Below are 25,378 nucleotides of genomic sequence, written 5' to 3'. Positions count from 1 at the left end.
AGGCCTTCCTCATGCCGCGCGGCCCGGCGAGGTACCGCCGGACTCTCCGCCAACGGTGGCCACGATGCGCAGGCGCTTGTTGTCCGGAATTTCCGTGAACGCCAGCACGTGCAGACCGCGAACCGCGGAACGCAGCCAGCGCGCCAACCAAGGCCTCAGATCCGGAGAAACAACCAGTACCGCAGGCTCTCCAGCCAACTCCTGACGCTGCGCCGCCTCGCCGACCGCCTGCTGCAAACGTTCGGCCAGACCCGGCTCCAGCGCCAATCCGCCGCCACTCTGCACTGACTTTTGCAACATCTGTTCCAGCGTGGGATCCAACGTCATCAAATTCAGTTCGTCCGCCATGCCGTAGATATGCTGGATGATCGTACGGCTCAGCGAGGCCCGTACGCTGGAACTCAAAACGTCGGGGTCTTGACTCTTTCCGGCCTGGGCCGCCAAGGATTCGGCGATCGTGCGCAGGTCCCTGATCGGAATGCCCTCGGCCAGCAGATTCTGCAACACCTTGAGCACCACGCCGAGCGGCAGCGGTTTCGGGGTCAGGTTCTCGACCAGCTTGGGTGCACTCCTGCCAAGCATGTCCAACAGATGCTGGACCTCTTCGTGACCCAGCAACTCGTGCGCATGGGCCTGCAGGATCTGGCTCAGGTGCGTGGCGATCACGGTGGCCGCATCGACCACGGTATAGCCCAGAGTCTGAGCCTGGTCGCGGTTGCCGGGCTCGATCCACACCGCCTCCAGACCGAAACTGGGATCACGCGTGGCGAGCCCGTCCAACTGCCCGAACACCGACCCCGGATTGATCGCCAGCTCGCGGTCGGGATACACCTCGGCCTCGCCGACGGGCACGCCGTTGAGGCTGATGCGGTAGGCATTGGGGGTAAGTTCGAGATTATCCCGGATGTGCACGGGGTGCACGAGGAAGCCCAGCTCCTGCGAGAGCTTGCGCCGCACGCCCTTGATGCGCGTCATCAACACTCCGCCCTGACTTTTGTCTACCAGCGGAATCAGGCGGTAGCCAACCTCCAGACCAACGATATCGACCGGTGCAACGTCGTCCCATGACAGCTCGCGCTGCTGCGGCTCGACCGGCCCCTCGGGCGGTTCCGCGGCGGCCGCCTCGGCCTGCTGGCGTCCGCGCATGATCATGAAGCCGCCGACGGCGAGAATGGAGGCCAGCCCCAGGAACACGACGTTCGGCATACCCGGCACCATGCCGAGCAGGCCGAGTACGCCCGCCGTGATGAACAGCGCACGCGGAGAGCCGAACAGCTGCGTGACCACCTGCTCGCCCATATCCTGCGCCGAGGACACGCGGGTGACGATGATTGCCGTGGCGGTCGCCAGCAGCAGCGACGGAATCTGCGCGACGAGTCCGTCGCCGATGGTCAGCAGAACGTAGTTGTGGGTGGCCTGCGAAAGGCTCATGGCGTGCTGCACCATGCCGATCACCAAACCGCCGATGATGTTGACGAATAGGATGATGATGCCGGCCACGGCGTCGCCGCGCACGAACTTGCTGGCGCCGTCCATGGAGCCGTAGAAATCCGCCTCGCGGCCGATATCCTCGCGCCGTACCCGGGCCTCGTCCTGGGTAATGATGCCGGCGTTGAGATCCGCATCGATCGCCATCTGCTTACCGGGCATCGCATCCAGGGTGAAGCGGGCGCTCACTTCCGACACACGGCCCGCACCCTTGGTGACGACCACGAAATTGATCACCACCAGGATGATGAACACCACCAGACCGACGGCGTAGTTGCCGCCGACGACGAAGTTGCCGAAAGCCTCGATCACGCGCCCGGCGGCGCCGGTGCCGGTGTAGCCGTTGAGCAGCACCACGCGCGTGGAGGCGACGTTGAGCGCCAGGCGCAGCAGCGTGGCGATCAGCAGAACCGTGGGGAAGATAGCGAAATCCAGCGGACGCCGCGCGTACACGGTCATCAGCACGACGACCATCGACAGCGCAATATTGAAGGTGAACAGCACGTCCAGCGCAAACGGCGGCAACGGCAGCGTGATCATCGCCAGCATGGCGAGCAACACCACCGGCACGCCCAGGCCGAATGCGGCCAGGCTGCGCACGTTGCCCATCACTCCGGTCGCCTGCTCCGCCATCACTCACGCTCCTCTGCACCGGGCACGGCGTATTCCTGCGGAATCGGCAGCTCCAGTTCCGCCCCGGCCTCCGCGACCCCGGCCTTGAGCTGGTAGACGTAGGCCAACAGTTGCGCCACGGCCACGTACAAAGCCGCCGGGATCTCCTCGCCAAGCCGGGTGTGGGTATACAGCGCACGCGCCAGAGGCGGCGCGGAATGCACCGGCACGTCGTTCTCCTGTGCCAGCTCGCGAATGCGCGCCGCGACCAGTTCGGTGCCCTTGGCCACGACCTTGGGCGCACCCGCGCCATCCTCGTCGTAGCGCAGGGCCACGGCGAAGTGCGTCGGGTTGGTCACCACCACGTCCGCCCGCGGCACCTCCTCCATCATGCGGCGGCGGGCAATCTCTCGCTGCAGTGCGCGCTGGCGTCCCTTGATCTCGGGCTGGCCTTCGGTCTCCTTGCTTTCGTCACGCACTTCCTGGCGGGTCATGCGCAGCTGTTTGGCGTGCTGCCAGAGCTGGAACGGCGCATCCACCGAGGCAATCAGCACCAGCGTCGCCGACAGCAACAGAAATCCCCAGCCGATCATCGAACCGGCATGCACCATGGCCGGCAGCAGGTTCTGACTGCCCAACCCCACCAACTTCGGCGCGTCGTACCAGAGCAGCATCACCGCCACGCTGGCCACCAGCAGGAACTTGACCAACGCCTTGGCCAGCTCCATCAGGCCGTTGACCGAGAACACCCTGCCCAGACCCTTGACCGGATCCAGGCGATCCCAACGGAAACTCAGGGCCTGGGCGCTGAAATTCAGTCCGCCCAAAACCACCGAGGCGATCAGGGCCGCCAGCACCAGCAACAGCAGCATCGGCGTCAACAGCCACAAGGCCTGCCGAATGGTGCCGACCATGACCGGGTACATCATTGCTGGATCGGTGACCAGGCTGCGATTCAGAACGAGACCGTTGCGCACCAGATCGTACAAACCCTGGCCGAGGCTTGGTCCGAGCGTCAGCAGGCCACCGGATGCCGCCAGCAACACGGCCATGGTGTTCAACTCGCGCGAACGCGGAACCTGCCCCTTCTCACGCGCCTCGCGCAGGCGTTTGGGGGTTGCCTGTTCAGTGCGTTCCTGGAAATCGTCGCCGGCGGCCACGTCCTACCCTCCGAGTACGCCGCGCATCAGCATGAACGACTGATGGAGCAGGCCGGAAAAGCGCGGCGCCAAAGTCGGCAGACTGAACAGGATCAGCACGAAACCCAGCATCAGGGTCATCGGGAAACCCACCGCGAAGATATTGAGCTGCGGAGCGGCACGCGTGATGACGCCGAAAGCCACATTGACCAGCATCAGTGAAGCCACCGCCGGCAGCGCCACCAGAATCGCCGCCGCATACATCGTTCCACCCCAGCGCACGATCTGCCACAGCGCGTCACTGCTCAGCATGAGCGGCCCGACCGGCAGCAGATGAAAACTGCGCACCAGCATATCGATAAACAGCAGATGCCCGTTCAGAGCCAGGAACAGCAGCGTGGAGAGGATCACGTACAACTGGCTGACCACCGGCACCTGCACCCCGTTCTGGGCATCTATCAACGTGGCAAAGCCCAACCCCATGCTCAGCGCGACCGCCTGACCGGCCAGCACCATTGCGCTGAACACCATCTGCAGAATGAAGCCCATCGCCACGCCGATCAAAACCTGCGAGGCAGTCACCAACCCACCTTCAACGCTGACCGGATCGACTGCCGGCACGGCGGGCAGGAACGGCTGCAACGCCCAGGCCAGCACCAGCGACAGCGCAAGACGCACGCTGACCGGCACCGTGCCGGCACCGAACACCGGCGCGGCGACCAGCATCGCACCGATACGCACGAACGGCCAGATCACGCCTCCGACCCAGGCCGCGACTTGAGTGGTCGACAGCGTAAGCACCGGCCTATCCGATCAGCCCCGGGATGCTGGTGAACAGCGCATGGGTATAGTCCACTGCAACGTTCAGCATCCAGTGCCCGAGAAACACCAGCGCCAGAGCCATCGCGATCAGCTTGGGGATGAAGCTCAGCGTCATCTCCTGGATCTGCGTGGCAGCCTGCAGCATGCCGATCAGCACGCCCACCGTGAGCGCCGTCAGCAGCAGCGGGGCGGACAGCAGCATGGTGACCTTCATGGCTTCCTGACCGACCGCAACAATGGTGTCCGAAGTCATCATCGGCATATCCTCAGTGATAGAAACTCGACGCCAGCGTGCCCATGATCAGCGTCCAACCGTCGACCAACACGAACAGCATCAGCTTGAACGGCAGCGAGATGATCATCGGCGAGAGCATCACCATGCCCATCGACATCAGCACGCTGGCCACCACCAGATCGATGACCAGAAACGGAATCAGAATCAGGAAGCCGATCTGGAAGGCGGTCTTGAGTTCGCTGGTCACGAAAGCCGGCACCAGCAGCGAGAACGGTACGTCCTGCGGGGTCTTGAACTTGCCGTGGCCGGAGATGCGCGCGAACAGTGCCAGATCCGACTGCCGCGTCTGGTGCAACATGAACGTCTTGAACGGCTTGGCGGCCGTCTCGATGGCCGTCTGCGCCTGCATCTGACCCGCCATGTAGGGCTTGATCCCAGTGTTGTAGGCCTGGGTGAAGACTGGCGACATGATGAAAAAGGTCAGAAACAGCGCCATACCGATCAGAATCTGGTTGGAAGGCGTCTGCGCCGTACCCAGCCCCTGACGCAGGATCGCCAGCACTACGATGATGCGAGTGAACGAGGTCATCATGATCAGCGCGGCCGGCAAGAAACTGAGCAGCGTCATCACCGTCAGCACCTGCAGGCTGACGGAATAGGTCTGCGCGCCGCCGGCGGCCGGCGTCACGGTCACCAGCGGCAACGTGCCGGGAGCAGCTCCCGCCACTGCCGGGAGCGCCACGAGAAACAGCGGAAACAGCCAGCGCAGCGCCTTCATTGCGGCCGCCTCCGTTGCATTGCCGCGGCCAGCCGCTTGCGGAAGCTCTCGTCGTTCTCCGGCTCAACCGACTTGGTTTCGAGGGGATGCTCCAACACGTGCAGGCGCGATACCCGCCCCGGCGCCACGCCCAGCAGAATCTGCTCATCGCCCACCTGCACCAGCACCACCCGCTCGCGCGAACCCAGCGGCAGACCGGCGAGAATGCGCATACGTCCCTGCACACCACCCTGGATGCGGTTCATGCGGTGCAGCATCCAGGCCAAGGCAAAGATCATTCCGACCACCACGAGCAACCCGAACACGAACTGTCCCAGCGAGGCCAAACTGAACGGATCTCCAACCTGCGGCGCAGCCGCCTGCGCGGCAGAGCCCACCACCTGTCCCGCGAACACGTCCGCAGGCCACGCCAACAGCAGCGCCAGCATCCATCGTGTCGACAACTTCATCGCCACTCTCATTTCAGCTTGCGGACCCGCTCGGCCGGGCTGATCACATCGGTCAGGCGGATGCCGTACTTCTCGTTGACCACCACCACCTCGCCATGCGCGATCAAGGTACCGTTGACCAGCACATCCAGCGGCTCGCCGGCCAGACGGTCCAATTCGACCACCGAGCCCTGGTTCAGGCGCAGCAGATTGCGGATCGGCAGGCGCGTGCGGCCGATTTCCATCGAAACCGTAACCGGAATATCTAGAATGACGTCCAGCGTACCTTCGCCACTCAAATCCAGACCAGCTCCGCCGCCCTCGCTCGCAGCCACATTCTCAAGCTTGCCGAACGACGCCTTCTCATAGGCATCCTCGGGTTTACCCGCCTCCTCGGAATTACCCACCTCCTCGGCAGCCTGCTGTCCGGCCTCGGCCTGCTCGGTTTCGGCCTGCTCAGTCTCGGCTTGCTCGGCAAGCGCTTCGGCCCAGGCATCTTCGGCCGCCTGGTCTTCGGGATCTTTGGGGTCTGCGCTCATGGGTCAACCTCCCGGACAATCAATAGTCGCGCTTGATGTGTTCGACGATCTGCACCGCGTTCTGACCGCGATGCACACCGAAACGGCCGCGCATGACCGACATGTCTTCCGCGCGCAGCAACATGTTGTCGGGCATGTCGAAGGGAATGATGTCGCCGGACTTCAAGCGCATCACCTCCGCCAGCGTCAGCTCGGTTTCAGCCAATACGCCGACGACCTCCACCGGCGCCTCCGATATCTCCTCGCGCAAGCTGCGCAGCCAGCGCTCGTCGATCTCGGTGCGGTCGCTCTGAATGCCGGCATCGAGCACATCGCGAATCGGCTCGATCATCGAATAAGGCATGGTGATGTGCAGATCCCCCCCGCCGCCTTCCAACTCTATGTGGTAAGTCGACACCACCACCACCTCGGTCGGGCTGACGATGTTGGCGAACTGCGGATTCACTTCCGAGTTGATGTACTCGAAACTCAGATCCATAACCGGCGCCCAGGCTTCCTTGATGTCCTCGAACGCCTTGTCCAGCAACAGACTCACTACGCGCATCTCGGTGGGGGTAAAGTCGCGGCCCTCGATCTTGGCGCGGAAGCGGCCATCACCGCCGAAGAAGTTGTCTACCAGGATAAACACCAACTGCGGATCGACCACGAACAGGGCCGTACCGCGCAGGGGCCGGATTCGCACCAGATTCAGGCTGGTCGGCACGAACAGGCTACGTACATACTCGGAGAACTTGAGCACCCGAATGTTCTTGACGCCGATCTCGGCAGCAAAGCGCAGCATGTTGAACAGACTGATACGCAGATGTCTGGCGAACCTTTCGTTGATCATCTCCAAGGTGGGCATGCGCCCACGTACGATCCGTTCCTGACTAGCCAGATCATAGGAACGAGCCCCTTCGGACGGAATTTCCTCCTCGGAGGTATCGACATCTCCGCTGTCGACGCCATGCAGCAGGGCGTCGATTTCTTCCTGGGAAAGGACTTCGTTGTTCGCCATACCAGGCCTACTGCATCACGAGATTAGTGAAATAGACTTGCTCGATCTCACCATGGGCGCCGGCTTCCTTGAGCACCTTGTTGATGCTACCGAGCACTTCCTTACGCAGCTTCTCCTTGCCCTGTGCCGTGCTGATATCCTCGTAGCTCTGGCCGCTCAGCAGAATGATCAGGCGATTGCGAATCGCCGGCATGTTCGTCTTGACCTCTTCGATCACTTTCGGCTCGCGTGCCATCACGTCGATCGCCACTTGCAGATAGCGTGCCTTGGTCGGGTTCTGGAAGTTGACCACCATCGCCGGTGTGATCGAGAAATAGATCGGCGGATGTTTGGCCTCGGTCGCATGAGCCGTATCGGCTCCGGCTCCACCTTTCTTCGAGAACACGCCCGTGAAGAACAGGGTTGCGCCTATACCAGCCACCAACAACAGCACGACGACGACCGCGATGATGATGATCTTTTTGAGCTTGGAACCGCCTTTCTGCGGCTGTTCATCCGCCATGATGTTCTCCTGATTGTTATTCCATAGCCTGAGGCCAGAATATGCGATACGCCGCCCGACAGCATAAGCAAGGGGCGGGCCAAAAACAAAAAATACAACAAAAACAAATTTATACAAAACAAAAAGGGGAGCGCCGCTCCCCTTTCGACGAATCGGCGTCGAAAATCCGACGCCGAATTCTATCCTCTCGACTATTACACCTTGAACTGTCCGACCAGGCCCTGCAGCTGCGCCGCCAGGCGCGCCAGCTCCTCGCTCGCCGCCGCCGTCTGCTGCGAGGCACCCGCCGTCTGCTGCGTCGAAGCGCTGATGCTCGTCACATTCCGGTTGATCTCCTCAGCCACCGCCGTCTGCTCTTCAGCCGCCGTCGCAATCAGCGCATTCATGTCGTTGATCTGGCCCACCGAACGCGTGATCGATTCCAGCGACTGGCCCGCTCCGCGCGCCTGCTCCACACCCGAGCGCGCTCGCTCGCGGCTCGTCTGCATCACGCCCACCGCGTTCTTCGCCCCGCCCTGCAGCCGCTCAATCATACCGCGGATCTCTTCGGTCGAGTCCTGCGTGCGACGCGCCAGCGTGCGCACCTCGTCCGCCACCACCGCAAAGCCCCGACCCTGCTCGCCCGCTCGCGCCGCTTCGATCGCCGCGTTGAGCGCCAGCAGGTTGGTCTGCTCGGAAATCTCCTCGCTGGTCGCCGACAGCTCCTCGGCCGCCGCCGACAACTGCGACGTCGAACCCGCCACCTGACCCACCAGACGCTGGATCCGTTCCACAAAACGGTTGAAAGCGCCGGACAGATGATCCAGCTCATCGTCACGATCGCTCAGTTCCATACGCCGCGTCAGGTCGCCCTCGCCCTGGGCGATCTCGTCCATCATTCTCACCACCCGCCGTATCCGGCGAATCAAGCCGACGATGGCCAGACCGGTCAGACCACCGCCGACCAACATCGAGAACATCAGCAACACTGTGCTCCACCAGGCGGCCTGGGTCAGCATCCTCTGTACCTGCACCTTCTGCCCACTTTCAACGCTTAGAGTCAACTTATCCGCCTTCTGCAACAGAACACGGATCTGCGTCCAAACGGGATGAGACTGATGGCTCAGGATCTGGCGCGCCTTGACGAAGTCATTGGCCTGCAGGCGTTGGATGATTTCCTGACGCTGCGTCCGATTCTGCTTCCACAACCCGGCGACCTGTTCGATCGTCTTGTGCAATTCGCTATCCTTGGGCGACCGCTCCAGAGCGATCTTCAGCGACTCGTCGAAACGCCGCATCGAACCCTCTGCAACCTTGACCCACCGCGGAGGCGTCAGTGGATCGATCATCTTGTTGCGGATGGCAATACCCGACAACAATCCTTCGCTGCTCATGCTTTGCACCGCATGCTCCAGCGGTAGGTCGATATCGACCACGTTATCGAACATCTTGCGCGTCTTGATTTCGAACGACAGCGTGACCACCACCGCCGCTAGCACCAGCAACATCGCAAGTCCAGCCGCACCCAACAGGCGGCCCTTGATCGTATGCGGGATCAAAAACATCGACATACCCCTCTCGCTCGTAACGTAAACCTGTTGTTTTCTGATGAAACGGCGGCACGGAGCATTCCGCACCTCACTGAGTTTATGTCGGTACGCCGAAAGAAATATTTAGGGAAGCGCCGGCCGAACGGCTGCGAGGCCGGACGTTCTCCTTGCGCGGTGCCCGCTCACTCTCGTCTGTCGAGTCAAGATGTCTCCCGCCACACTTTAGTATACTTGGCGATCCACCACACCCGCCCACACCTCAGCGTATGCCGGGTGACCTAGCGGGACAGGGCACTAGACGTAAGTATCAATCATGCCGTTCGACAGCCCATACCAGCGCACCAGGGGACTGGACAACTCGGACGATGGCTCTACTCCGTCAATCGGAGTGAAACCGGACCATGCGGCCTGCGACGTCCACTGCTGCGACATCTGCTGCTGCCCCTGTCCGGATTGACCGGACCAGCCTCCGGCCTGTTGCTGAACATTGACGCTGACCTGCTGGCCACCCTGTCCCAGCATTTCGCGCAAGCGCGGCAGCGCCGCTTCCAAAGCATCCCTGACCGCCGCGTGCTGAGTCTGGAATAACACTTCCGTGTGATGACCATCGACCTTGACATGCACCAACATGGGCCCGAGTTCGCGGGGATGCAGCTGCAATTGCGCCGCATGATTGCCGGCACTACCGGTCATCCAGGAAACGCGTTCGCCTAGCGCGTTCGCGAACCCGGGGTCCGCCAGCGTCAACGGTGCCTGAGCCGAGGCCGTCTGCTGTTGCGTCTGAGTATTCCCAACCGTCCCGGCGCCACCGGCACCGGCACCGGCGTGCGCAGTCAGAGCGGCGGTTATCGAAGCGTTCGTGGATACGACCGTGGGCTCTCCGGCTTTGCCGCCGGCAGCCTGCGTCAACGCCGTCAGCCATGCCTTGAGTTCACCCGCATCCGACGAAGAACCTTTCTGACCGCTCAGCAACTGCATCATGTCCCGCAGTTGCGCCAACGATGTCTTGGCCCACTCACCGCCCGCCGCATCGGTAGCAGACTTGGCCGCATCACCTGTGCCTGCATGGGCAGGAGCGGCAGCCTGGATCTGCTGCAGCAGCGGCAACAGCAAAGCGGTCAGCGGCAAATCCTTGCCGTCGGAGGATTGCTTCCGCGTGGAATCCGTCAGGGACGTCTTCTGATCCTTGCCGGCCTGGCCTGCGGAGATCTGTACTCCGTCCTGCGCCAGAACCTGCAACATGCGCAACGCTTTGGCAAAACCGCTGTCGCTACCCTGCGCGGCGGAATCGCCTGTTCCCGCCGTGCCTGGCGACGCAGCGGGTTTCGCATCGACGTGCGAGGGCATCTGCAACTGAGGGGAAGGACTGTTCAATTTCTTAGCTCTTCCATGTTGATCGGGGCCGGCTTCCTCGAAAATCTCCGGTACATCATTGGATGCAGGTTTGTAATTAGCTAAAGCAGGATCCGAGCCAACCTCACGTCATCGGCCATGCTCGACACAAATGTGACTAGGCCTTAGGATTTCGGCTGCGTCCGTATGAGATTGAATTCATCCAACTGGTGCTGTTCCCGCCGCTCGGCAGCCGCCACCTCGTCCTTCCGGCACTGCTCGATTACCTTGCTCAAGGCGGCATGACGCGCATACTTGGTCTGCCAGTGTGTACGCGCCTGCGATACTCCGTGCTCAGCCTCGGCAACCGCGGCACGCTGCTGCTCGATCGCCTCACCCAGCTTGCCCATGAACAGACGATAACTCTGCAATTCACTGAGATTGACCGCACCCTGTTGCATACAGGCTGCGTAATCGCGCTCCCAGGCCAGCAATTCGCCGAGACGCTGCTGCGCCTCCTCCACACGGCCGACATTCTCGCCCAGCTGCGCCGCAGCCTTGCGCTCGTCCTGCGCGGCCAGATCCTGGACGGGTTTCAGGCGCCTCATGCGATTCATCACAGTTCCTGATTCCTAAGGTAATCGGCAAGCCCCCTAAGATTCTCCCCAGCCTGAGCCGGCGCCTGTTCCACGGCATGTCCGGCCGGCGCGAACAGCGTCCCCAGATCGTTCACGCTGTGCGCAAAATCAACTGCCTCATGCATATCCTGCCGCAGATAACGCTCCAATGCCGGGTACACGGCAATTGCTTCGTCCACCAGCGGATCGCTGCCCGCCTGATAGGCCCCTACATTGATCAAATCGCGGTGCTGCGAATAAGCCGAATAGACCTGCTTGAAACGCCGCGCCGTCGCCAACTGCCGGTCATCGACCACATCGTGCATCACGCGGGAAATCGAAGCCTCGACGTCAATGGCCGGATAGCGTCCGCCTTCGGCAATCGAGCGCGACAGCACCACATGACCGTCGAGGATGGCACGTGCGGCATCCGCAATCGGATCGTTCTGATCGTCGCCCTCGGCAAGCACGGTATAGAACGCCGTAATCGATCCGCTGTCGTGCTCCCCGTTGCCCGCTCGCTCCACCAACTGCGGGAGCTTGGCGAATACCGAAGGAGTATAGCCCTTGGTCGCCGGCGGCTCGCCGATCGCCAGGGAGATCTCGCGCTGCGCCTGTGCGAAGCGCGTCAACGAATCGATCAACAGCAGAACTTTCAATCCCTGACTACGGAAATACTCCGCAATAGCCGTAGCGTACCAGGCACCGTGCAAACGCATGAGCGGCGGCGCATCGGCCGGCGAGGCAACGACGACGGCACGCGCCATCCCCTCCTCGCCCAGGTTGTTCTGCACGAACTCCTTGACCTCCCGACCGCGCTCGCCGATCAGCCCGACCACCGTGATGTCAGCTTCGGTATAGCGAGTCATCATCCCCAACAACACGCTCTTGCCCACGCCGCTGCCGGCGAACAGCCCCATGCGTTGCCCGCGCCCGACGCTCAACAGGCCGTTGATAGCGCGGACCCCGACATCCAGGGGCTCCCGTATCGGCGCCCGTGCCAGCGGATTGATCGGTGCTCCGGTCAGATCGATGCTATCGTACAGGAACAGGCGGCCCTTGCCGTCAAGGGGGTGCCCGGAGCCATCCAGCACCCGCCCGAGCATTTCGGGGCCGACGGGAACACGGTGCGAAGTGCCAACCGGCAGCACGCGCGCATTCGGCGTCAGACCGCGGATATCGCCTACCGGCATAAGGAACGTGCGTTCGCCCGCGAACCCGACGACTTCGGCCTCGATGTGTCCTGCGCCATTGACGATTTCGCAGCGACCACCGACAGGCACCTCCAGCCCCACTGCCTCCAGCGTCAATCCGACCATACGCGTCACGCGCCCTTCGGCGACCAGACTGCGTGCGGAATCCGTCCGCTCGCGAGCGCGCCCGAGTTCGTGCGCCCAGCGCTGTTGGCGCGCCGAAATACGTTCGGACATGAGCTGACTCATGCGCTGCTACCCCCACGCATATCTCCCAGCGCCGCCGAGATGGTCTGGTTCAGGCGACGCTCGACCGTGGCATCCACCCGGCTCACATCCGACTGAACCCGACAGCCCCCTCGTTCGAGGGAGGGATCCTCCACCACACGCCAGGCGCGCTCGCCCTCGCCTTCGGGCATCAGCTCGCGGACCAGCGCGGCATCCTGAGGATGCAGTTCGACCCTCACATTGGCGGACTGCGACGGCAGCACGGCAAGCGCCTCGCGGACCACGCGAACGATCTCGTCGGGCACGGCGTGCAACTCGCGCCGAACAATCTGGCGCGATACCGCCGCCACCAACGCCATCAGCTCGTCCACCACCTGGTGATCCAGCTCTGCCAACGGGCGCGCCAGGCCATCGAGCAATGCAGCACATTCCTGAGTTTTTTGAGCAATTTCCTGCGCTCCGGCGGCAAGCCCCTCCTCGCGTCCCTGCCGAAAGCCCTCCTGACGTGCGGACTCCTGTACCTCCTCGAGCTGCTCAGCGGTCATCGGCCGCAACAACTCGGCATGGTTATCGTCCTCTCCGACGTCGTAGTCCCGAACCTGTTCGACAGATGCGTATTCCGAGCCCTTTTCCATCGACGGGGCCCGCCACAGCGATACATCTTCGGCCGTTTGTTCGGACAGAATTCTTGAGCGCATGATCAGCTACCCTCCCGGCCGGGGTGCGCTGTGCAAGCCGCATCCAGAGGCCGCTCACAGATATTGTTCGCCGCCCTTGCCGCCGAGCGAGATTTCCCCGGCATCCGACATGCGCCGTGCGATCGCCAGAATTTCCTTCTGTGCCGCCTCCACCTCGCTCAGGCGCACCGGCCCCTTCGCCTCGAGATCGTCGCGCAGCATTTCTGCGGCACGTTTGGAAATATTGCCGAACACGCGTTCACGCAAAGCCTCTTCTGCCCCCTTGAGCCCCACCACCAGGGTCTCCGAGGAGACCTCGCGCAGCAGAGTCTGCATTGAACGGTCGTCCAACTCGGCCAGATTATCGAACACGAACATGAGATCCTGAATCCGCTGCGCAGTGTCGGCATCGGCCTCGGTAACCGACTCGATGATCGCGCTTTCGACGCTCGAATCCATGTAGTTCAGAATTTCTGCCGCGCTCTTGAGCCCGCCGACCGTCGAGGTCTTTATGCTAGCGTTGCCGCTGAATTGACGCTCCAGCACCTGATCAAGCTCCTTGATCGCGGCCGGCTGTACCGAGTCGAGCGTGGCGATACGCAAGATGATATCGGAGCGCATGCGGTCGGGCAGATGGGCGAGCACCTCCGCCGCCTGATCCGAATCGAGATGGCTGAGTACGATGGCGATGATCTGCGGATGCTCCAGGCGCACGATTTCGGCGATCGCGCGCGCATCCATCCACTTGAGCTGATCCAACCCCCGTGAACCCTGGCCGCTAAGAATGCGGTCCATGATACCGCCTGCCTTGTCCTCACCCAGCGCCTGCACCAGCACAGTACGCAGATAATCGTCGTTGCCTATGCCCAGCGCCGTCTGATCGCCGATCTCATGGTGGAAACTCTCCAGCACACGACTGACCTTGGCCCTTGAAACGTTGCTCAGGGTACTCATGGCCGTACCTATCTTCTGTACCTCGCGGGGGCCCATGTGCTTGAGGACCTCAGCCGCATCCTGCTCACCAAGGCTCATGAGCAGGATCGCTGCGCGGGATGCGCCGTCAAGGCCGTCGCTCTCGCTCATTCTTCGTTCACCCATGATTTGACGACCTGCGCCACACGCTTGGGATCGGCCTGCGCCACCTGCCGCGCGTTGGCCAGATGCGCGTCATAACCGTCGAGCGGCGCTCCACCGGCAATCTGCGGCGTCAGACTGACGCGATCCTCGCCCAGACCACCTTCGCCTTCGGCCATATCCATCGCCACGGCACCGCCTTCGCGCTGTTCCGACTCGCGGCTACTGACCAGACTGCGCATCACCGGACGCAACACCCCGAAGATCAGCAGCAGTACCGCCAACGCTCCCAGAACCTGTTTGCCGAGATCGAACACCCAGGGTTGTTGCCAGATGGGCGGACTGCCGGTCGCAGGCACCGAGGCCGCCTGTTTGAATGGCGCGTTGATCACGTTGACCGTATCCCCGCGTGCCGCATCGAAGCCCACGGCCTCCTTCACCAGATTGGTGATATTGGTCATCTCCTGCGGCGACAGCGGCTTGCTCACCTCCTTGCCCTGAGCATCCTTGGTGGTTTGATAATCCACCACCACCGCCACCGATAGGCGTTTGACCACGCCGGGCGCCTGTTTGATATGCTGGATCGTGCGGTTGATCTCATAGTTGCGTGTGGCGCTCTGGTCTTCCTGCACCAGCGGAAGTTGATTCGGATTGTTCCGCGTCGTGTTCTGGTTATTGGTCGTTGCATTGGCGTTATTCGCCGACTGCGCCGCGGGCACACCGGCCGGCGGCGGCTGGTTGGTCAGCGCACCCGGCACCGCGCCGTTGGCGGCCTTGCCCCAGCGCCGGTTGTCTGTGGTCTGCTCGCTGCGCACGACCTGACTATTGGGATCGTACTTCTCGCTGGTGGTATTGATCAGCGAGTAGTCTAGGCTGGTAGTCACCTGGGCCCGCACGCCGCTCGTGCCCACAATAGGCGACAAAATGTCCGAGATACGGCGGGCATACAGCCGATCCAATCGACGGGTCAGATCGTATTGCGCCGAACTGAGAGAGGAACCGGTCTGCTCCGCGGCCGAACCGTTGTTGCCGGTCAGCAGATTGCCCTGCTGATCCACCACGGTGACGTTCTGTGTGGACAGGCCCGGCACGCTGGAGGCGACCAGATGCACGATGCCCGCGACTTGAGCCGCGCTCAGATTGCGGCCGGAATAGAGATTGACCAGCACGGACGCCGAAGGCTTGGGGCTGTCCTGGATGAACACCGACTGCTTAGGAATGGCCAGATGCACCCGGTCGCTCTGCACGCTGTCAAGGCTGGCAATAGTGCGCTCGAGTTCCTTCTGTAGGGCCTGGTGGTACTGCACCGTCTCCATGAACTGGCTCAGCCCGAACGCGCCCTGGTTCTTGGCCAGCAGATCGAAGCTGCTTGAAGTACCCTTGGGCAAGCCCTCGGTCGCCAGTTTGATGCGGGCGTTGTACACCTGGGTCGAGGGCACCATGATCGCGCCGCTGTTGGGATCGACCCGATAGGGGATGTTCGCCCGCTGCAGCGCGGCCGTAACCTGCCCGGCATCCTTGCTCGACAAACCGCCGAACAGCAGGCCGTAGTTGGGCTGCTGCGACCACAGCACGATAGCCGTGCCGATCGCGACACTCGCGGCCAAACCGACCATGAGACCGATCTGGCGCAGCATCGACAGCTTGGAAAACGCGTCGAACTGGGCGCGCAGCCTTTCGGGATTCAGCAAAGCCATGGATGCCAGCGTCCGCCAATCAAACCTGCATGTTCATGACTTCCTGGTACGCCGAAACGAGCTTGTTGCGTACCTGGGTCATGGCCTCGAAGGACAGGCTCGCTTTCTGCAGCGCCACCATCACCTCCCCTAGATTGACATTGGGGTCTCCCGCCTCGAAGCTGGTGGCCAGATTCCCCGCATGCTGCTGAGCCTCGTTGACCTTGTCGATGGATTCCGACAGCAATTTGCCGAAGTCGGGCTTGTCCACGCCAGCGCTTGCCGACGGCGTCTGCGTATTGCCCTCGGCTGCGGCGGCCATCGCCCGCATCTGCGCCAGTACCTGATTGATTTCAGCGCTACTCATGCTTTTCACCGTCCAATGATCGAATGCAACCGCATCGCTCTGGTGCAAACAATGCAAAAACGGGGCCATCACTCCGGGATGGCAACCCCTGCCTCGCGGAGCCTCGCTAATTTATAGCGCAACGTACGCGGACTGATGCCCAACCGTTCGGCGACAAGCTTGCGATTGCCGTTCACCGCCCGCAAGGTTTCGATGATCAGTTCGCTCTCGCGGCGACGCAAATCCGCCCCTAGAGCGGTCTCGGAAGCATCCGCAGAGGCCGACTCGACTGGATCTTGCGTCACAGACCCGACGCCGATTTCCTCAAAATAAATATCGCGCGCCTGAATCTCGTCGCCGCTGCGTAGAATTGCGGCGCGCTGGATGACGTTGTCCAGTTCACGCACGTTGCCCGTCCACGCATGCCCCAGCAGCCTTTGCTCGGCGTCCGGCGACAGCGAGACGCTACCCTTGGTGTGCCTAACCAACAGACGTCGCGCCAACGGCAGAATATCGCCGCGGCGCTCCGCCAACGGCGGCAAATGCAGCGGGAACACGTTGAGACGGTAGAACAGGTCCTCGCGGAAGCGTCCGGCCGTCACCTCCTCACGCAGATTGCGATTCGAGGTCGCCAGAACCCGTACGTTCAACGCTACCGGATTGCGCCCTCCCAGACGCTCCACCTCACGCTCCTGCAGCACGCGCAGCAGCTTGGACTGCAGTCCAAGGTCCATCTCCGATATTTCGTCGAGCAGCAGGGTTCCGCCTTGGGCCTGCTCGAACTTGCCCGGCCGGCCCTCGTGCGCCCCCGTGAACGCTCCCTTCTCGTAGCCGAACAGCATCGCCTCGAGCATCTGTTCGGGGATCGCCGCGCAGTTGATGGCGATGAACGGCCCCTGGACGCGCGCCGAATGAGCGTGGATATAGCGCGCAAACACCTCTTTACCACTACCCGATGGCCCGGTGATCATCACCGTCGCCTCCGATGCGGCCACCCGTGCCGCCAACGCCGCCACTTCCTGGGTCCGGGGGTCTGCAGCGATCAACTCGCCATCATCGACCTCCTCGGGCAACAGGCGGCTGACGACCTCGACCAGTACCGAGGCCTCGAACGGTTTGACCAGGTAGTCGGCGGCGCCGTCACGCATGGCGTCAACCGCTTTCTGTATCGTGCCGTAGGCCGTCATCATCACCACCGGCACCTCGCCATACTCGGCCTTGACCCGCCGCAGCAGCGCGTGCCCATCCATCGGCGCCATCTGCACGTCGGCCACGACCATGCCGACATCCTCCCGAGCCATGATCGTCAACGCTTCGCTGCCATCCGCAGCGGCCAGGGTTTCAAAACCCGCCATATCGAGCGTGTCGCAAAGCGCCTCACGCAGACTCAGGTCGTCCTCCACGATGAGTACGGCCAGCCGCTCGCCCATAAGTCCTTGTCCTCCAAATCCGCCATAAAAGCCGACCATCCACCCCGCGGACATACTCCGCGCCGGACTCCACTAACCGTCAGCGCCGGATGCCCGCTCATCAGTCCCTGACGTTCCGGCCGGCAGGCGCAAGCTGAAACGCGCGCCGCGCAGTTTCGACGGCGACTCCAGTACCACCTCACCACCATGCGCATCCATGACGGCACGGACAACCGGCAACCCCAGCCCGGTTCCCTGCGTATCCGTGGTGAAGAACGGTTCGAATATCCGCTCGGCGATTTCGGCATCGATACCCGGCCCGCTGTCCTCGAGACTCAGGGCGATCGAGTCCAGCCTCGGGCGCCATATCTGCAGCCATAGCCGTACATCCTGCCCCCCGGCGCGCAACGCGTTGGTGGCCAGATTCAACAAGGCGCCGGCCAGAGGGGCACGCTGACAGGACACCGAGGCCTCGCGCAGCTCTTCGCTCTCCCAACTGACCTCGAGGCTCGCGGCGCGCTCGGCCAGCGATACGGCAACCAGTTCCTCGAACTCCGAAACCAGCGCATCCAGTCTACAGGGCACCAGCTCGGCAGTCCCCCCACGCGCAAACTGCAGCATGTCGCCGACCATACCCTCCAGGTGGAGAACCCGGCCGCGAATACGCTCCACGACGCGTTCGCGCTGCCGATCGCCCAGGCGCTTGCGCTCCAGATGCGATAGATAAAGCAACACCGACGAGAGCGGCGTGCGGATCTGATGCGCAAGTCCGGCGACCATTTCACCCATTGCCGCCAGACGCCGATGACGATCGAGTTGCTCCTGCAGCGTACGCGCCTCCGTCACGTCCTGCAGCAGCAGAATCTGGCCTGGCTCCGAGCCCAAAGCGCGCGCCGTGAAACTGAGGCGTCGCCCGTCGGTGAGGCGTACTTCGCCACCCTCGGCAACACCGCCGACGAAACGCGTCTTCGCCACGTCGACCCAACGTTCGCCTAGCAGCGGTTTCCCCATGAATTCGAGTGCAGCCGGATTGGCTTCGTGCACCACGCCCTCGGCATCGGTCACGATGACCGCACCCGGCAAGGCCTCGAGCAACTGGCTCAGACGATTCGCGAGACGTTCCTTCTCGGCCAGTTGCACAAGGCGTTCGGAGCGCGCCGCCGCCAACTCCTCACTGAGCTGCTCGACCCGCAGTTCCAGTTCCCGGTAGGATTTCGCCAGATCCTCCGACAGCTTATTGAATGCCGCAAACGCGTCGGCCAGCGCCCGCTCCCGGGCATCCGCCGAATTCTCCGAAGGCGGCGACTGTGACGGCGTGCTCTCGCTCATCGCATCCTCCGTACGCACTATCACCGGCAGCTCAACCCACCTTTCATGCCTCGGCCGGCTCGTCCGAGCGCTGGATACCGTACTTGCGCATCTTCTCGACCAAGGTGGTGCGCCGCATGCACAGGCGCTCCGCGGCATGCGCCACGATCCCGCCTGCCTCTTCGAGCGCCTGGCGGATAAACGACACCTCAAGCTGCCCGAGATAGTCACGCAGATCGATACCGCCTTCCGGCAGGCCGGCGACAAGCCCAGCGCTTTCGACCGTTTCCGTCGGAGCCTGCGTTATCGGTGCGATACCGATGCGATCGAGCACGCGATGCGGCAGATCGGCCACTTCGGCAACACCATTGGGCACCAGAATCGACAGGCGCTCGATCAGATTGGCCAGTTCCCGTACATTGCCGGGCCAGTCGTAGCGCCGCAGCGCTTCCAACACCCCGGGCGACAGGCGCACCCCCTCCCGCCCCTCTCGTTCCAGGCGCGCGGACAGGTGTTCGGCCAGCACGGGGATATCCTCGCAGCGTTCACGCAACGGCGGCACGTCGAGAGGAAATACGTTCAGGCGGTAATAGAGATCTTCACGGAAACGTCCGGCGGCAATCTCCGCCTCAAGATCACGATGCGTCGCGGCGATCACCCGCACGTCAACCGCGATGCTCTTGTTGCTGCCGACGCGTTCGAAACTGCGCTCCTGCAACACACGTAACAGTTTCACCTGCATGGGCAGAGGCATATCGCCGATCTCGTCCAAGAACAGCGTTCCGCCCTGCGCCAGTTCGAAGCGTCCCTGGCGCGCGGTGATCGCACCGGTAAACGCCCCTTTTTCGTGGCCGAACAACTCGCTCTCGAGCAGATCGGCGGGAATGGCGCCGCAATTGACCGCTACGAACGGTTGATCACGTCGCGGAGAAAGGTAATGAACCGCCGAGGCGACAACTTCCTTGCCGGTGCCGGTCTCACCCTGAATCAAGACGGTGGCATCTGACTTCGACACCTGCTCGATCAGTCTCCTGAGCCGCTGCATGGCCACACCTCGACCGACCAGCACGCGCGCGAGCTGGGGAATTTCCTGCACCGCCACATGAGGGCGGGAGGAGACAAAGCCGGCACGTACGCGCTCCAACGCCAAAATGAACTCACCCGCACTCAGCGGCCAATCGAGCCTGTCGACCGCGGCCTCCTCCGGCTCGGTCGGCCCTAGAATCAGCAGGGGCAGCGAGGATAGGCCGGCGGGCTGCGACTCCATGAGCCGCCGCAACGCATCGGTGCCATCCAACGTACTGACCAGCACCACGGCAGCATCTCCGACGCCGCTGGCCAGCGGTTCGACGCGGTAACCCAGGAACTCGAGCACCGTCTGAAGCTGCCCGGCGCGCGTGCTGTCAGGCTCGGCGATCACAGCCAGAGGCATATCGCCAGCCGCTGATATAGATTCTGCTGCACTCGTCATCGCTTTGTTCTTAAATTGTTCAGAAATCAACTGAACCCGACGCCTTCCAGGCACGCCTGGCACTTGCCTGCAGCCGGCTGCCACATGCGCTATGCGCCGCCGCTCGAACATCCGCCCGCAAGCTGTCGCCAATCAGCGACAGTTGCCGCAAGCATGCATCAGGCCGACAGCGATGTCAAAATACCAGCGTAAAAAACGATAGCTGTCACGGTAGCGTCAAGATTCACGCGCCACGCTGACTCGCGACCATGCGGCGATGTTGACGGAAGATGAGTTTGGCGAGCCCGTCCTGCACTTCTTCGCCCACGCCAAGGAATTTCGCGGAGAAACGCACCCCTTTCTCCGTACGCCCGCTCACACCCAGTTGTACGAAAAATTTCAGTGGCCGTGGAAAGGTGGGCTTGAGGTACAAATCGACATAGGCTTTCTGACCCGCACGCGCCGGAAGCGCCTCGGGTTTGGGCTCCAGCCAGTGGACGCCCAATTCGGACAAAGCGATCTGATGGAGAGACGGCAGCTGCAGCTGCCGCGCCAGCACTTCACCGACCAGGTCCAGCACCAGATTCAATTTCGCATCGAGCCGAACGAAAGCCTGCTGGATTTCGGGACTGCCATCGGGGGGGTCGGAAAGGTGCTCATCGAGCACGGAGAACAGCCGCAACAGCGAGCCATTGCTCTCGTTCAGCTCCGCCAGCTTGGCCCGGCTCGGGTCGTGCTCCACAGGCCGCCAGGTTATCGGAAGATCGCCATGAAAAACGATGCGATCACCGAGAGTCGTGTCCGGAGTATCCATATGGGGAAGAATAGCCGAACTTCGTTATGGAAAAAGCATATGGCCTTTACAAAAAATGGCCCGGCGCTCTATCAACCGCAGCTACGCGCTGGCGGCGTGCCCATAAGCCTTGGCCGCACGGCGCACCAGCGCAGTGTGCTTCAAACCACGGAATGCGTCCGCCTTGCGCGCCTCAACCGCCTGTACGGTCTGCTGATTGAGCGCAAGCAGTTCCTGCAAAGCGATACGCACCGCAGTCAGCTCATGGTCTCCTACCGACGCGGCAAGCAGTCCTGCTAGGCGCGCGCGCAGATGCGACTCACGCGCCATCAGCGCCTCCCAGTCAGAGGTGCTCTGCGCCTGTTCGAGCAGCCCCCGACTCTCGTCCACCAGAGCCGCAAGCCGTTCCACGCGCGTCGACTGCCCGTCGTTCACACCCGTCCCGCCTCGCCCCTTGCCGGCGCGATCGCATCCCAACCCGTTTTGATCTCGACCAGCAACGCCGTCACCTCATCCAATGCCGCGGAGTCATCCTGCACATTCGCCTCGATCAAGCGGCGCGACATATAGTCATACAGCGATTCCAGGTTTTCCGCAATTTGCCCACCGCGTTCATGATCGAGGTGCACCCGCAGACCATCAATGATACGCACCGCCTGGGGAATCAGCTTGGCCTTGAGGGCGACATCTCCTCTGGCGAGGGCGCCTTTGGCCCTGGCAATGCGTTCCAGCGCACCCTGCATGAGCAACTGGATGACGACGTGCGGATCGGCATCGGTAACGGAGCCTTCCACCCCCACCTGCTGGTACTGCTTCATCGCTTGCTGGTTCATTGACGTCATGCCCTTGAATTTTGTCTGTTGAGCCGGTCAGCCGGAGCCGCTCAGGAACTTGATGACTTGGACGAACCGGACGAACTGCTGCTTCCCGGCAGGCTCGCCAGCATCTGCGTCAGATAACTCCCCGTGTTTTTCAGGTTGGCGACTGTCGTGTCCATCGCATTGTATTGCTGCAACAGTGACTGCTGCTCCTGCTGCATCCGGGCATTCAGGGCGGTGAGCTGGCTCTGCAAACCGGTAAGCTGCTGATTGATGCTGTCGGTGCGCGCGGTGATGATGCCATTGGTGCCCGTCATCGAGCTGACCACACCGCCGAGCTGCGTACCGGCACTCTGCAGCGCGGTAAGTACGCCGGAGTAATTGCTGGCGATCGCCGAAGTCAGCTTGCTGGTATCAAGACTCAAGGTGCCGTCGGCGTTGGCGGTAATGCCCAGGTCCATCAGAGTCGAGTACCCCGAGGGTGCACCGGCGATACGCTGCGCGACGCCGTTCTGCAACTGACTGGTGAGCCCGCGTAGCGTGGCGTCGCCAAGCAGGACACCGGCGGTCTTGGTCTTGGAATCGTAGCTGGCGTACTTGCTGACGTCTTGCGCATAGGAGTTATAGGCCTTGACGAAGGCCTGCACCGCATTGGTCACGGCACTCGAGTCCGGCGCCACACTCACGGTCGAGGAGCCTGTTGCTCCCAGCGTGAAACTCACCCCCTGCACCGCATCGGAAATGGTATTGCTCTGCGAGGTCACCGAGACACCGTTGATCGAGAGCTGAGCGTCGGCGGCGGTAGCCGTCTCCGTCATGCCGGTACTGCCGCCGTCGTACGTCAGCCCGGACAGGCTGGAGTCCGGCGAGGTGATATTGAGCTGATTCTCCGTACCGGTCTTCGAAGTCAGCGCCAGGCGGTAACCGCTACCGTCGTTGACCACGGTCGCCGACACGCCGAAGTCCGCCTCGTTGATCGCACCAGCAACGCCCTGCAAGGTGTCGTTGCTGCTATCGATCGTGACCTGCACGGGACTGCTGCTGTTGGCGACGAAGCTGCCACTGGCGTAGCTACCGAACTGGAAGGTCAGCGTCCCGGTGCCGACCGTCGAGGTCGGCGAGCTGTAGCTTGAGCTTGCAACGCTCTGGGCGCTGGCCAGTTTGCTAACGTTGACGTTGAAACTGCCCGGAGCCGCGCCATCCTGCGTGGACACGTTGACCACACCTGGGTCAGAAGAAGAAGCGCTGTAACTCTGCTTGAGATCCGTCAGTGTGGTCAGCGAGTCGTTGATGGAGGAAACGTGGCTGTTGATCGTGCCGAACGCCGACAACTCGGAGTTGAGCGTCGTCTGACGATTCTGGATCTGGTTCTGCTGGGCGCCGAAATCCGCCTGCAGCAGTTTCGAAACGATCGAGCTGATATCGAGCCCCGAACCGATTCCTGGCGAGCTGACTGTTCCGGACATGATCGATTACCTTCCTACGCAATCAGAGCGTTGAGTTTGCACCTTGCCGGCGCTTCGTTTCCCGATGAATCCGGAATGCGCTGCGGCGACAATGCTCCCTTGCTGACCGCTTCCCTGAGTCTCGCGAACTTCGATCCTCAGGTTTTCAATTCGATTCCGGTACTACGTACGCCATTGTGCTCAAGCAAAGTTTGCGCCAGATGGACTACGTATTCCGGAGGAATCTGCCTCAGCACCTTGCCGTTGGCCTGATCCACTATCTTGATGATGGTTTGCCCGGTGGATTTATCAACGCTGAACTCCAGGCTCCGATTCTGCGCCTGCAGGTAATCGTTCACCTGCACCACCGCCTTGTCAACCGCGCTTCCCATCGCCGCTTTTGTCTCTTTTTGCCCCTGCACCGGCAAACCGTTGCCGCTGTCGCTGTTGACCGCTCGCGCGGGAGAAGAAGAGCCTGGCGCATTTGTCCTAGTCGGCTGCTTACTTGAGCAGCGAGAGCGCCACCTGCGGCTGGGAGTTGGCCTGGGCGACCATGGCCACGCCCGCCTGCTGCAGGATCTGAGCCCGACTCAATGCCGCCGTTTCGGCAGCAAAGTTCGCATCCTGAATGCGAGATCGGGCTGCCTCGGTATTCTGCGAGGCCGACTGCAGGTTGGAGATCGTCGACTGGAAGCGCGACTGCAGGGCGCCGAGCTGACCACCCCAGCGACTGAGCTGATTCAGTGCAAAGTCCATCGCCTTTATCCCAGTCTTCGCTCCAGCGTAGGTGAGCACGTTGGTACTATTCAGAGTCAGCGTAGTCAAGCTGCCGAAGTTGACACTGCTACCGGACAGACCGGTGTTGCTCAACGTGGTCGCATCACCACCGACGCTGATCGAACCACCGATCTTGGTATAGAGTTCGACGCCGGCGGTGATGGTACCGCCGCTGGCGACCGCAACACCGCCGGTGCCGGTCACGGTGATATCGGCGCCGGTGGAATCGGTGAGCGTCAAGGTACCGCTGCCCGTCGTCGCCGTAACACCGGTCTGCGTGGTGTAGGCATTGATGGCGGCCGCCACGTCGGAAACCGTAGCACCGCTGGCGACGTTGATGGACACCCCGTCAATGGAGACGGTGCCGGAGCCGGTATTCGTGTAACCGACCGTACCGCTGGTGTTGTCCGCACGCTGGGCGTAGACCTGGCTCTGGCTGCTGGCATTGTTGATCGCAGCCACCACGTCACTCACCGAGCCGTTGTGACCATTCAGGTCGACCGCCACGTTGTTGATGGTGATCGTGCCGCTGGCGGAGGACAGATTGGAGGTGTTGATGCTCGTACCATCGCCATAGGCGGCGCCCAGATTCTGGCCTCGCACGTCAAACCCGTTGACGCTGATGGTCTGGCCGGCGTTGGCGCCGACCTGGAACACCAGGCTGGTGAGGCTGCCATTGAGGATGGACTGACCGTTGAACTGGGTGTCCTGCGCCGTGCTGTTGACCTGCGCGATGGACTGCTGAACTTCGGAGTTGAGGGCCTGACGGTCCTGCGCCGAGTTCGTCGAGTTGGCCGCCTGCACCGCCAGCGTACGGATACGCTGCAGCGAATCGGTGACGGTATTGAGCGCACCGTTGGCCACCTGGGCGAAGGAAATGCCGTCGTTGGCATTGCGCACCGCCTGGTTGAAACCATTGATCTGCGCGCTCATGCGCTGAGAAATCGCATAGCCGGCCGGATCGTCGGAGGGGCTGTTGATCCGCAAACCGGAGGAAAGACGGGCCAGCGCCTGATCCAACTGCCCCTGCGACTTGTTGAGGTTGTTCTGAGCGTTCAAAGACGCAACGTTGGTGTTGATGACGAGGGCCATGACGTAACCTCCGTTACAAATACCCTTAAGCTGTGACTCCACGGCCCTTCAAACGGACCGCCCTGATTCATAGC

Annotated in this window: 26 protein-coding genes; all 26 read right to left on the bottom strand. The window is 62.2% G+C overall.

The window, feature by feature from the left end; genetic code table 11:
- Positions 1 to 9: 9 nt before the first annotated feature.
- Positions 10 to 2,121 carry a flagellar biosynthesis protein FlhA gene (gene flhA, locus P8014_RS04925; protein ID WP_337816190.1) on the bottom strand — a complete coding sequence of 704 codons (2,112 nt, stop codon included), beginning with the start codon at positions 2,119 to 2,121 and terminating at the stop codon, positions 10 to 12.
- A complete protein-coding gene (gene flhB / locus P8014_RS04920; RefSeq protein ID WP_337816189.1) occupies positions 2,121 to 3,260 on the bottom strand; it encodes a flagellar biosynthesis protein FlhB in 1,140 nt (379 codons plus the stop codon). Before flhB ends, flhA begins: the two co-directional genes overlap by 1 nt.
- A 3-nt stretch (positions 3,261 to 3,263) precedes the next feature.
- Positions 3,264 to 4,040, bottom strand: coding sequence for a flagellar biosynthetic protein FliR (gene fliR / locus P8014_RS04915; RefSeq protein WP_337816188.1), 777 nt, complete (start codon positions 4,038 to 4,040; stop codon positions 3,264 to 3,266).
- 4 nt (positions 4,041 to 4,044) lie between these two features.
- On the bottom strand, positions 4,045 to 4,314 hold the full coding sequence (gene fliQ / locus P8014_RS04910) for a flagellar biosynthesis protein FliQ (protein ID WP_337816250.1): 270 nt from the start codon (positions 4,312 to 4,314) through the stop codon (positions 4,045 to 4,047).
- Positions 4,315 to 4,327: 13 nt separating this feature from the next.
- Positions 4,328 to 5,074: a flagellar type III secretion system pore protein FliP gene (gene fliP, locus P8014_RS04905; RefSeq protein WP_337816187.1), complete on the bottom strand. Its 747-nt coding sequence runs from the start codon at positions 5,072 to 5,074 to the stop codon at positions 4,328 to 4,330.
- On the bottom strand, positions 5,071 to 5,523 hold the full coding sequence (gene fliO, locus P8014_RS04900; protein ID WP_337816186.1) for a flagellar biosynthetic protein FliO: 453 nt from the start codon (positions 5,521 to 5,523) through the stop codon (positions 5,071 to 5,073). Before fliO ends, fliP begins: the two co-directional genes overlap by 4 nt.
- 8 nt (positions 5,524 to 5,531) lie before the next feature.
- Entirely contained in the window at positions 5,532 to 6,041 is a 510-nt protein-coding gene (gene fliN, locus P8014_RS04895) for a flagellar motor switch protein FliN (protein ID WP_337816185.1), read from the bottom strand.
- A gap of 19 nt (positions 6,042 to 6,060) precedes the next feature.
- Positions 6,061 to 7,038 carry a flagellar motor switch protein FliM gene (gene fliM / locus P8014_RS04890; RefSeq protein ID WP_337816184.1) on the bottom strand — a complete coding sequence of 326 codons (978 nt, stop codon included), beginning with the start codon at positions 7,036 to 7,038 and terminating at the stop codon, positions 6,061 to 6,063.
- Between the two features lie 7 nt (positions 7,039 to 7,045).
- Positions 7,046 to 7,540, bottom strand: coding sequence for a flagellar basal body-associated FliL family protein (locus P8014_RS04885; protein ID WP_337816183.1), 495 nt, complete (start codon positions 7,538 to 7,540; stop codon positions 7,046 to 7,048).
- A 194-nt stretch (positions 7,541 to 7,734) separates the two neighbouring features.
- Positions 7,735 to 9,090 (bottom strand): HAMP domain-containing methyl-accepting chemotaxis protein, encoded by a 1,356-nt coding sequence (locus P8014_RS04880; protein WP_337816182.1) that lies wholly within the window; start codon positions 9,088 to 9,090, stop codon positions 7,735 to 7,737.
- A 273-nt stretch (positions 9,091 to 9,363) separates the two neighbouring features.
- A complete protein-coding gene (locus P8014_RS04875; RefSeq protein WP_337816181.1) occupies positions 9,364 to 10,443 on the bottom strand; it encodes a flagellar hook-length control protein FliK in 1,080 nt (359 codons plus the stop codon).
- Positions 10,444 to 10,586: 143 nt separating this feature from the next.
- Positions 10,587 to 11,018, bottom strand: a complete 432-nt coding sequence (gene fliJ / locus P8014_RS04870; RefSeq protein WP_337816180.1) for a flagellar export protein FliJ — start codon at positions 11,016 to 11,018, stop codon at positions 10,587 to 10,589.
- Positions 11,018 to 12,448 (bottom strand): flagellar protein export ATPase FliI, encoded by a 1,431-nt coding sequence (gene fliI / locus P8014_RS04865; RefSeq protein ID WP_337816179.1) that lies wholly within the window; start codon positions 12,446 to 12,448, stop codon positions 11,018 to 11,020. The genes fliJ and fliI overlap by 1 nt, the downstream gene beginning before the upstream one ends.
- A gap of 8 nt (positions 12,449 to 12,456) precedes the next feature.
- A complete protein-coding gene (locus P8014_RS04860; RefSeq protein WP_337816178.1) occupies positions 12,457 to 13,137 on the bottom strand; it encodes a flagellar assembly protein FliH in 681 nt (226 codons plus the stop codon).
- A 54-nt stretch (positions 13,138 to 13,191) separates the two neighbouring features.
- Positions 13,192 to 14,214 (bottom strand): flagellar motor switch protein FliG, encoded by a 1,023-nt coding sequence (gene fliG / locus P8014_RS04855; RefSeq protein ID WP_337816177.1) that lies wholly within the window; start codon positions 14,212 to 14,214, stop codon positions 13,192 to 13,194.
- A complete protein-coding gene (fliF, locus tag P8014_RS04850) occupies positions 14,196 to 15,887 on the bottom strand; it encodes a flagellar basal-body MS-ring/collar protein FliF (RefSeq protein ID WP_337816176.1) in 1,692 nt (563 codons plus the stop codon). The genes fliG and fliF overlap by 19 nt, the downstream gene beginning before the upstream one ends.
- A gap of 19 nt (positions 15,888 to 15,906) precedes the next feature.
- Positions 15,907 to 16,233: a flagellar hook-basal body complex protein FliE gene (gene fliE, locus P8014_RS04845; protein WP_337816175.1), complete on the bottom strand. Its 327-nt coding sequence runs from the start codon at positions 16,231 to 16,233 to the stop codon at positions 15,907 to 15,909.
- Positions 16,234 to 16,301: 68 nt separating this feature from the next.
- The gene (locus tag P8014_RS04840) at positions 16,302 to 17,642 is read right to left on the bottom strand and encodes a sigma-54 dependent transcriptional regulator (protein ID WP_337816174.1); all 1,341 of its coding nucleotides are present in this window, start codon (positions 17,640 to 17,642) and stop codon (positions 16,302 to 16,304) included.
- 72 nt (positions 17,643 to 17,714) lie between these two features.
- Complete coding sequence (locus P8014_RS04835; protein WP_337816173.1) at positions 17,715 to 18,950, bottom strand: ATP-binding protein; 1,236 nt, start codon at positions 18,948 to 18,950, stop codon at positions 17,715 to 17,717.
- Positions 18,951 to 18,993: 43 nt separating this feature from the next.
- The gene (locus tag P8014_RS04830) at positions 18,994 to 20,361 is read right to left on the bottom strand and encodes a sigma-54 dependent transcriptional regulator (RefSeq protein WP_337816172.1); all 1,368 of its coding nucleotides are present in this window, start codon (positions 20,359 to 20,361) and stop codon (positions 18,994 to 18,996) included.
- 262 nt (positions 20,362 to 20,623) lie between these two features.
- On the bottom strand, positions 20,624 to 21,193 hold the full coding sequence (locus tag P8014_RS04825; RefSeq protein WP_337816171.1) for a PilZ domain-containing protein: 570 nt from the start codon (positions 21,191 to 21,193) through the stop codon (positions 20,624 to 20,626).
- Positions 21,194 to 21,274: 81 nt separating this feature from the next.
- Positions 21,275 to 21,607 carry a hypothetical protein gene (locus P8014_RS04820; protein WP_337816170.1) on the bottom strand — a complete coding sequence of 111 codons (333 nt, stop codon included), beginning with the start codon at positions 21,605 to 21,607 and terminating at the stop codon, positions 21,275 to 21,277.
- The gene (gene fliS / locus P8014_RS04815; protein WP_337816169.1) at positions 21,604 to 22,005 is read right to left on the bottom strand and encodes a flagellar export chaperone FliS; all 402 of its coding nucleotides are present in this window, start codon (positions 22,003 to 22,005) and stop codon (positions 21,604 to 21,606) included. The genes P8014_RS04820 and fliS overlap by 4 nt, the downstream gene beginning before the upstream one ends.
- A 50-nt stretch (positions 22,006 to 22,055) precedes the next feature.
- A complete protein-coding gene (gene fliD, locus P8014_RS04810) occupies positions 22,056 to 23,456 on the bottom strand; it encodes a flagellar filament capping protein FliD (RefSeq protein WP_337816168.1) in 1,401 nt (466 codons plus the stop codon).
- A gap of 137 nt (positions 23,457 to 23,593) precedes the next feature.
- Positions 23,594 to 23,857 carry a flagellar protein FlaG gene (locus P8014_RS04805; protein ID WP_337816249.1) on the bottom strand — a complete coding sequence of 88 codons (264 nt, stop codon included), beginning with the start codon at positions 23,855 to 23,857 and terminating at the stop codon, positions 23,594 to 23,596.
- 79 nt (positions 23,858 to 23,936) lie between these two features.
- On the bottom strand, positions 23,937 to 25,304 hold the full coding sequence (locus P8014_RS04800) for a flagellin (protein WP_337816167.1): 1,368 nt from the start codon (positions 25,302 to 25,304) through the stop codon (positions 23,937 to 23,939).
- Positions 25,305 to 25,378: the final 74 nt, after the last annotated feature.

The organism is Acidihalobacter sp., assembly GCF_037381185.1.
GTDB lineage: Bacteria > Pseudomonadota > Gammaproteobacteria > DSM-5130 > Acidihalobacteraceae > Acidihalobacter_A.
The sequence above is the reverse complement of the archived record's forward strand: the minus strand, read 5'-3'. Positions and strand labels throughout refer to the sequence as shown.

Coding starts and splice junctions, on each gene's coding strand:
- flhA (WP_337816190.1), bottom strand. CDS start 2,121: ATGGCGGAGCAGGCGACCGGAGTGATGGGCAACGTGCGCAGCCTGGCC.
- fliQ (WP_337816250.1), bottom strand. CDS start 4,314: ATGACTTCGGACACCATTGTTGCGGTCGGTCAGGAAGCCATGAAGGTC.
- fliP (WP_337816187.1), bottom strand. CDS start 5,074: ATGAAGGCGCTGCGCTGGCTGTTTCCGCTGTTTCTCGTGGCGCTCCCG.
- fliO (WP_337816186.1), bottom strand. CDS start 5,523: ATGAAGTTGTCGACACGATGGATGCTGGCGCTGCTGTTGGCGTGGCCT.
- fliN (WP_337816185.1), bottom strand. CDS start 6,041: ATGAGCGCAGACCCCAAAGATCCCGAAGACCAGGCGGCCGAAGATGCC.
- fliM (WP_337816184.1), bottom strand. CDS start 7,038: ATGGCGAACAACGAAGTCCTTTCCCAGGAAGAAATCGACGCCCTGCTG.
- P8014_RS04885 (WP_337816183.1), bottom strand. CDS start 7,540: ATGGCGGATGAACAGCCGCAGAAAGGCGGTTCCAAGCTCAAAAAGATC.
- P8014_RS04880 (WP_337816182.1), bottom strand. CDS start 9,090: ATGTCGATGTTTTTGATCCCGCATACGATCAAGGGCCGCCTGTTGGGT.
- fliJ (WP_337816180.1), bottom strand. CDS start 11,018: ATGAATCGCATGAGGCGCCTGAAACCCGTCCAGGATCTGGCCGCGCAG.
- fliI (WP_337816179.1), bottom strand. CDS start 12,448: ATGTCCGAACGTATTTCGGCGCGCCAACAGCGCTGGGCGCACGAACTC.
- P8014_RS04860 (WP_337816178.1), bottom strand. CDS start 13,137: ATGCGCTCAAGAATTCTGTCCGAACAAACGGCCGAAGATGTATCGCTG.
- fliG (WP_337816177.1), bottom strand. CDS start 14,214: ATGGGTGAACGAAGAATGAGCGAGAGCGACGGCCTTGACGGCGCATCC.
- fliF (WP_337816176.1), bottom strand. CDS start 15,887: ATGGCTTTGCTGAATCCCGAAAGGCTGCGCGCCCAGTTCGACGCGTTT.
- fliE (WP_337816175.1), bottom strand. CDS start 16,233: ATGAGTAGCGCTGAAATCAATCAGGTACTGGCGCAGATGCGGGCGATG.
- P8014_RS04840 (WP_337816174.1), bottom strand. CDS start 17,642: ATGGGCGAGCGGCTGGCCGTACTCATCGTGGAGGACGACCTGAGTCTG.
- P8014_RS04835 (WP_337816173.1), bottom strand. CDS start 18,950: ATGAGCGAGAGCACGCCGTCACAGTCGCCGCCTTCGGAGAATTCGGCG.
- P8014_RS04830 (WP_337816172.1), bottom strand. CDS start 20,361: ATGCCTCTGGCTGTGATCGCCGAGCCTGACAGCACGCGCGCCGGGCAG.
- P8014_RS04825 (WP_337816171.1), bottom strand. CDS start 21,193: ATGGATACTCCGGACACGACTCTCGGTGATCGCATCGTTTTTCATGGC.
- fliS (WP_337816169.1), bottom strand. CDS start 22,005: ATGAACCAGCAAGCGATGAAGCAGTACCAGCAGGTGGGGGTGGAAGGC.
- fliD (WP_337816168.1), bottom strand. CDS start 23,456: ATGTCCGGAACAGTCAGCTCGCCAGGAATCGGTTCGGGGCTCGATATC.
- P8014_RS04800 (WP_337816167.1), bottom strand. CDS start 25,304: ATGGCCCTCGTCATCAACACCAACGTTGCGTCTTTGAACGCTCAGAAC.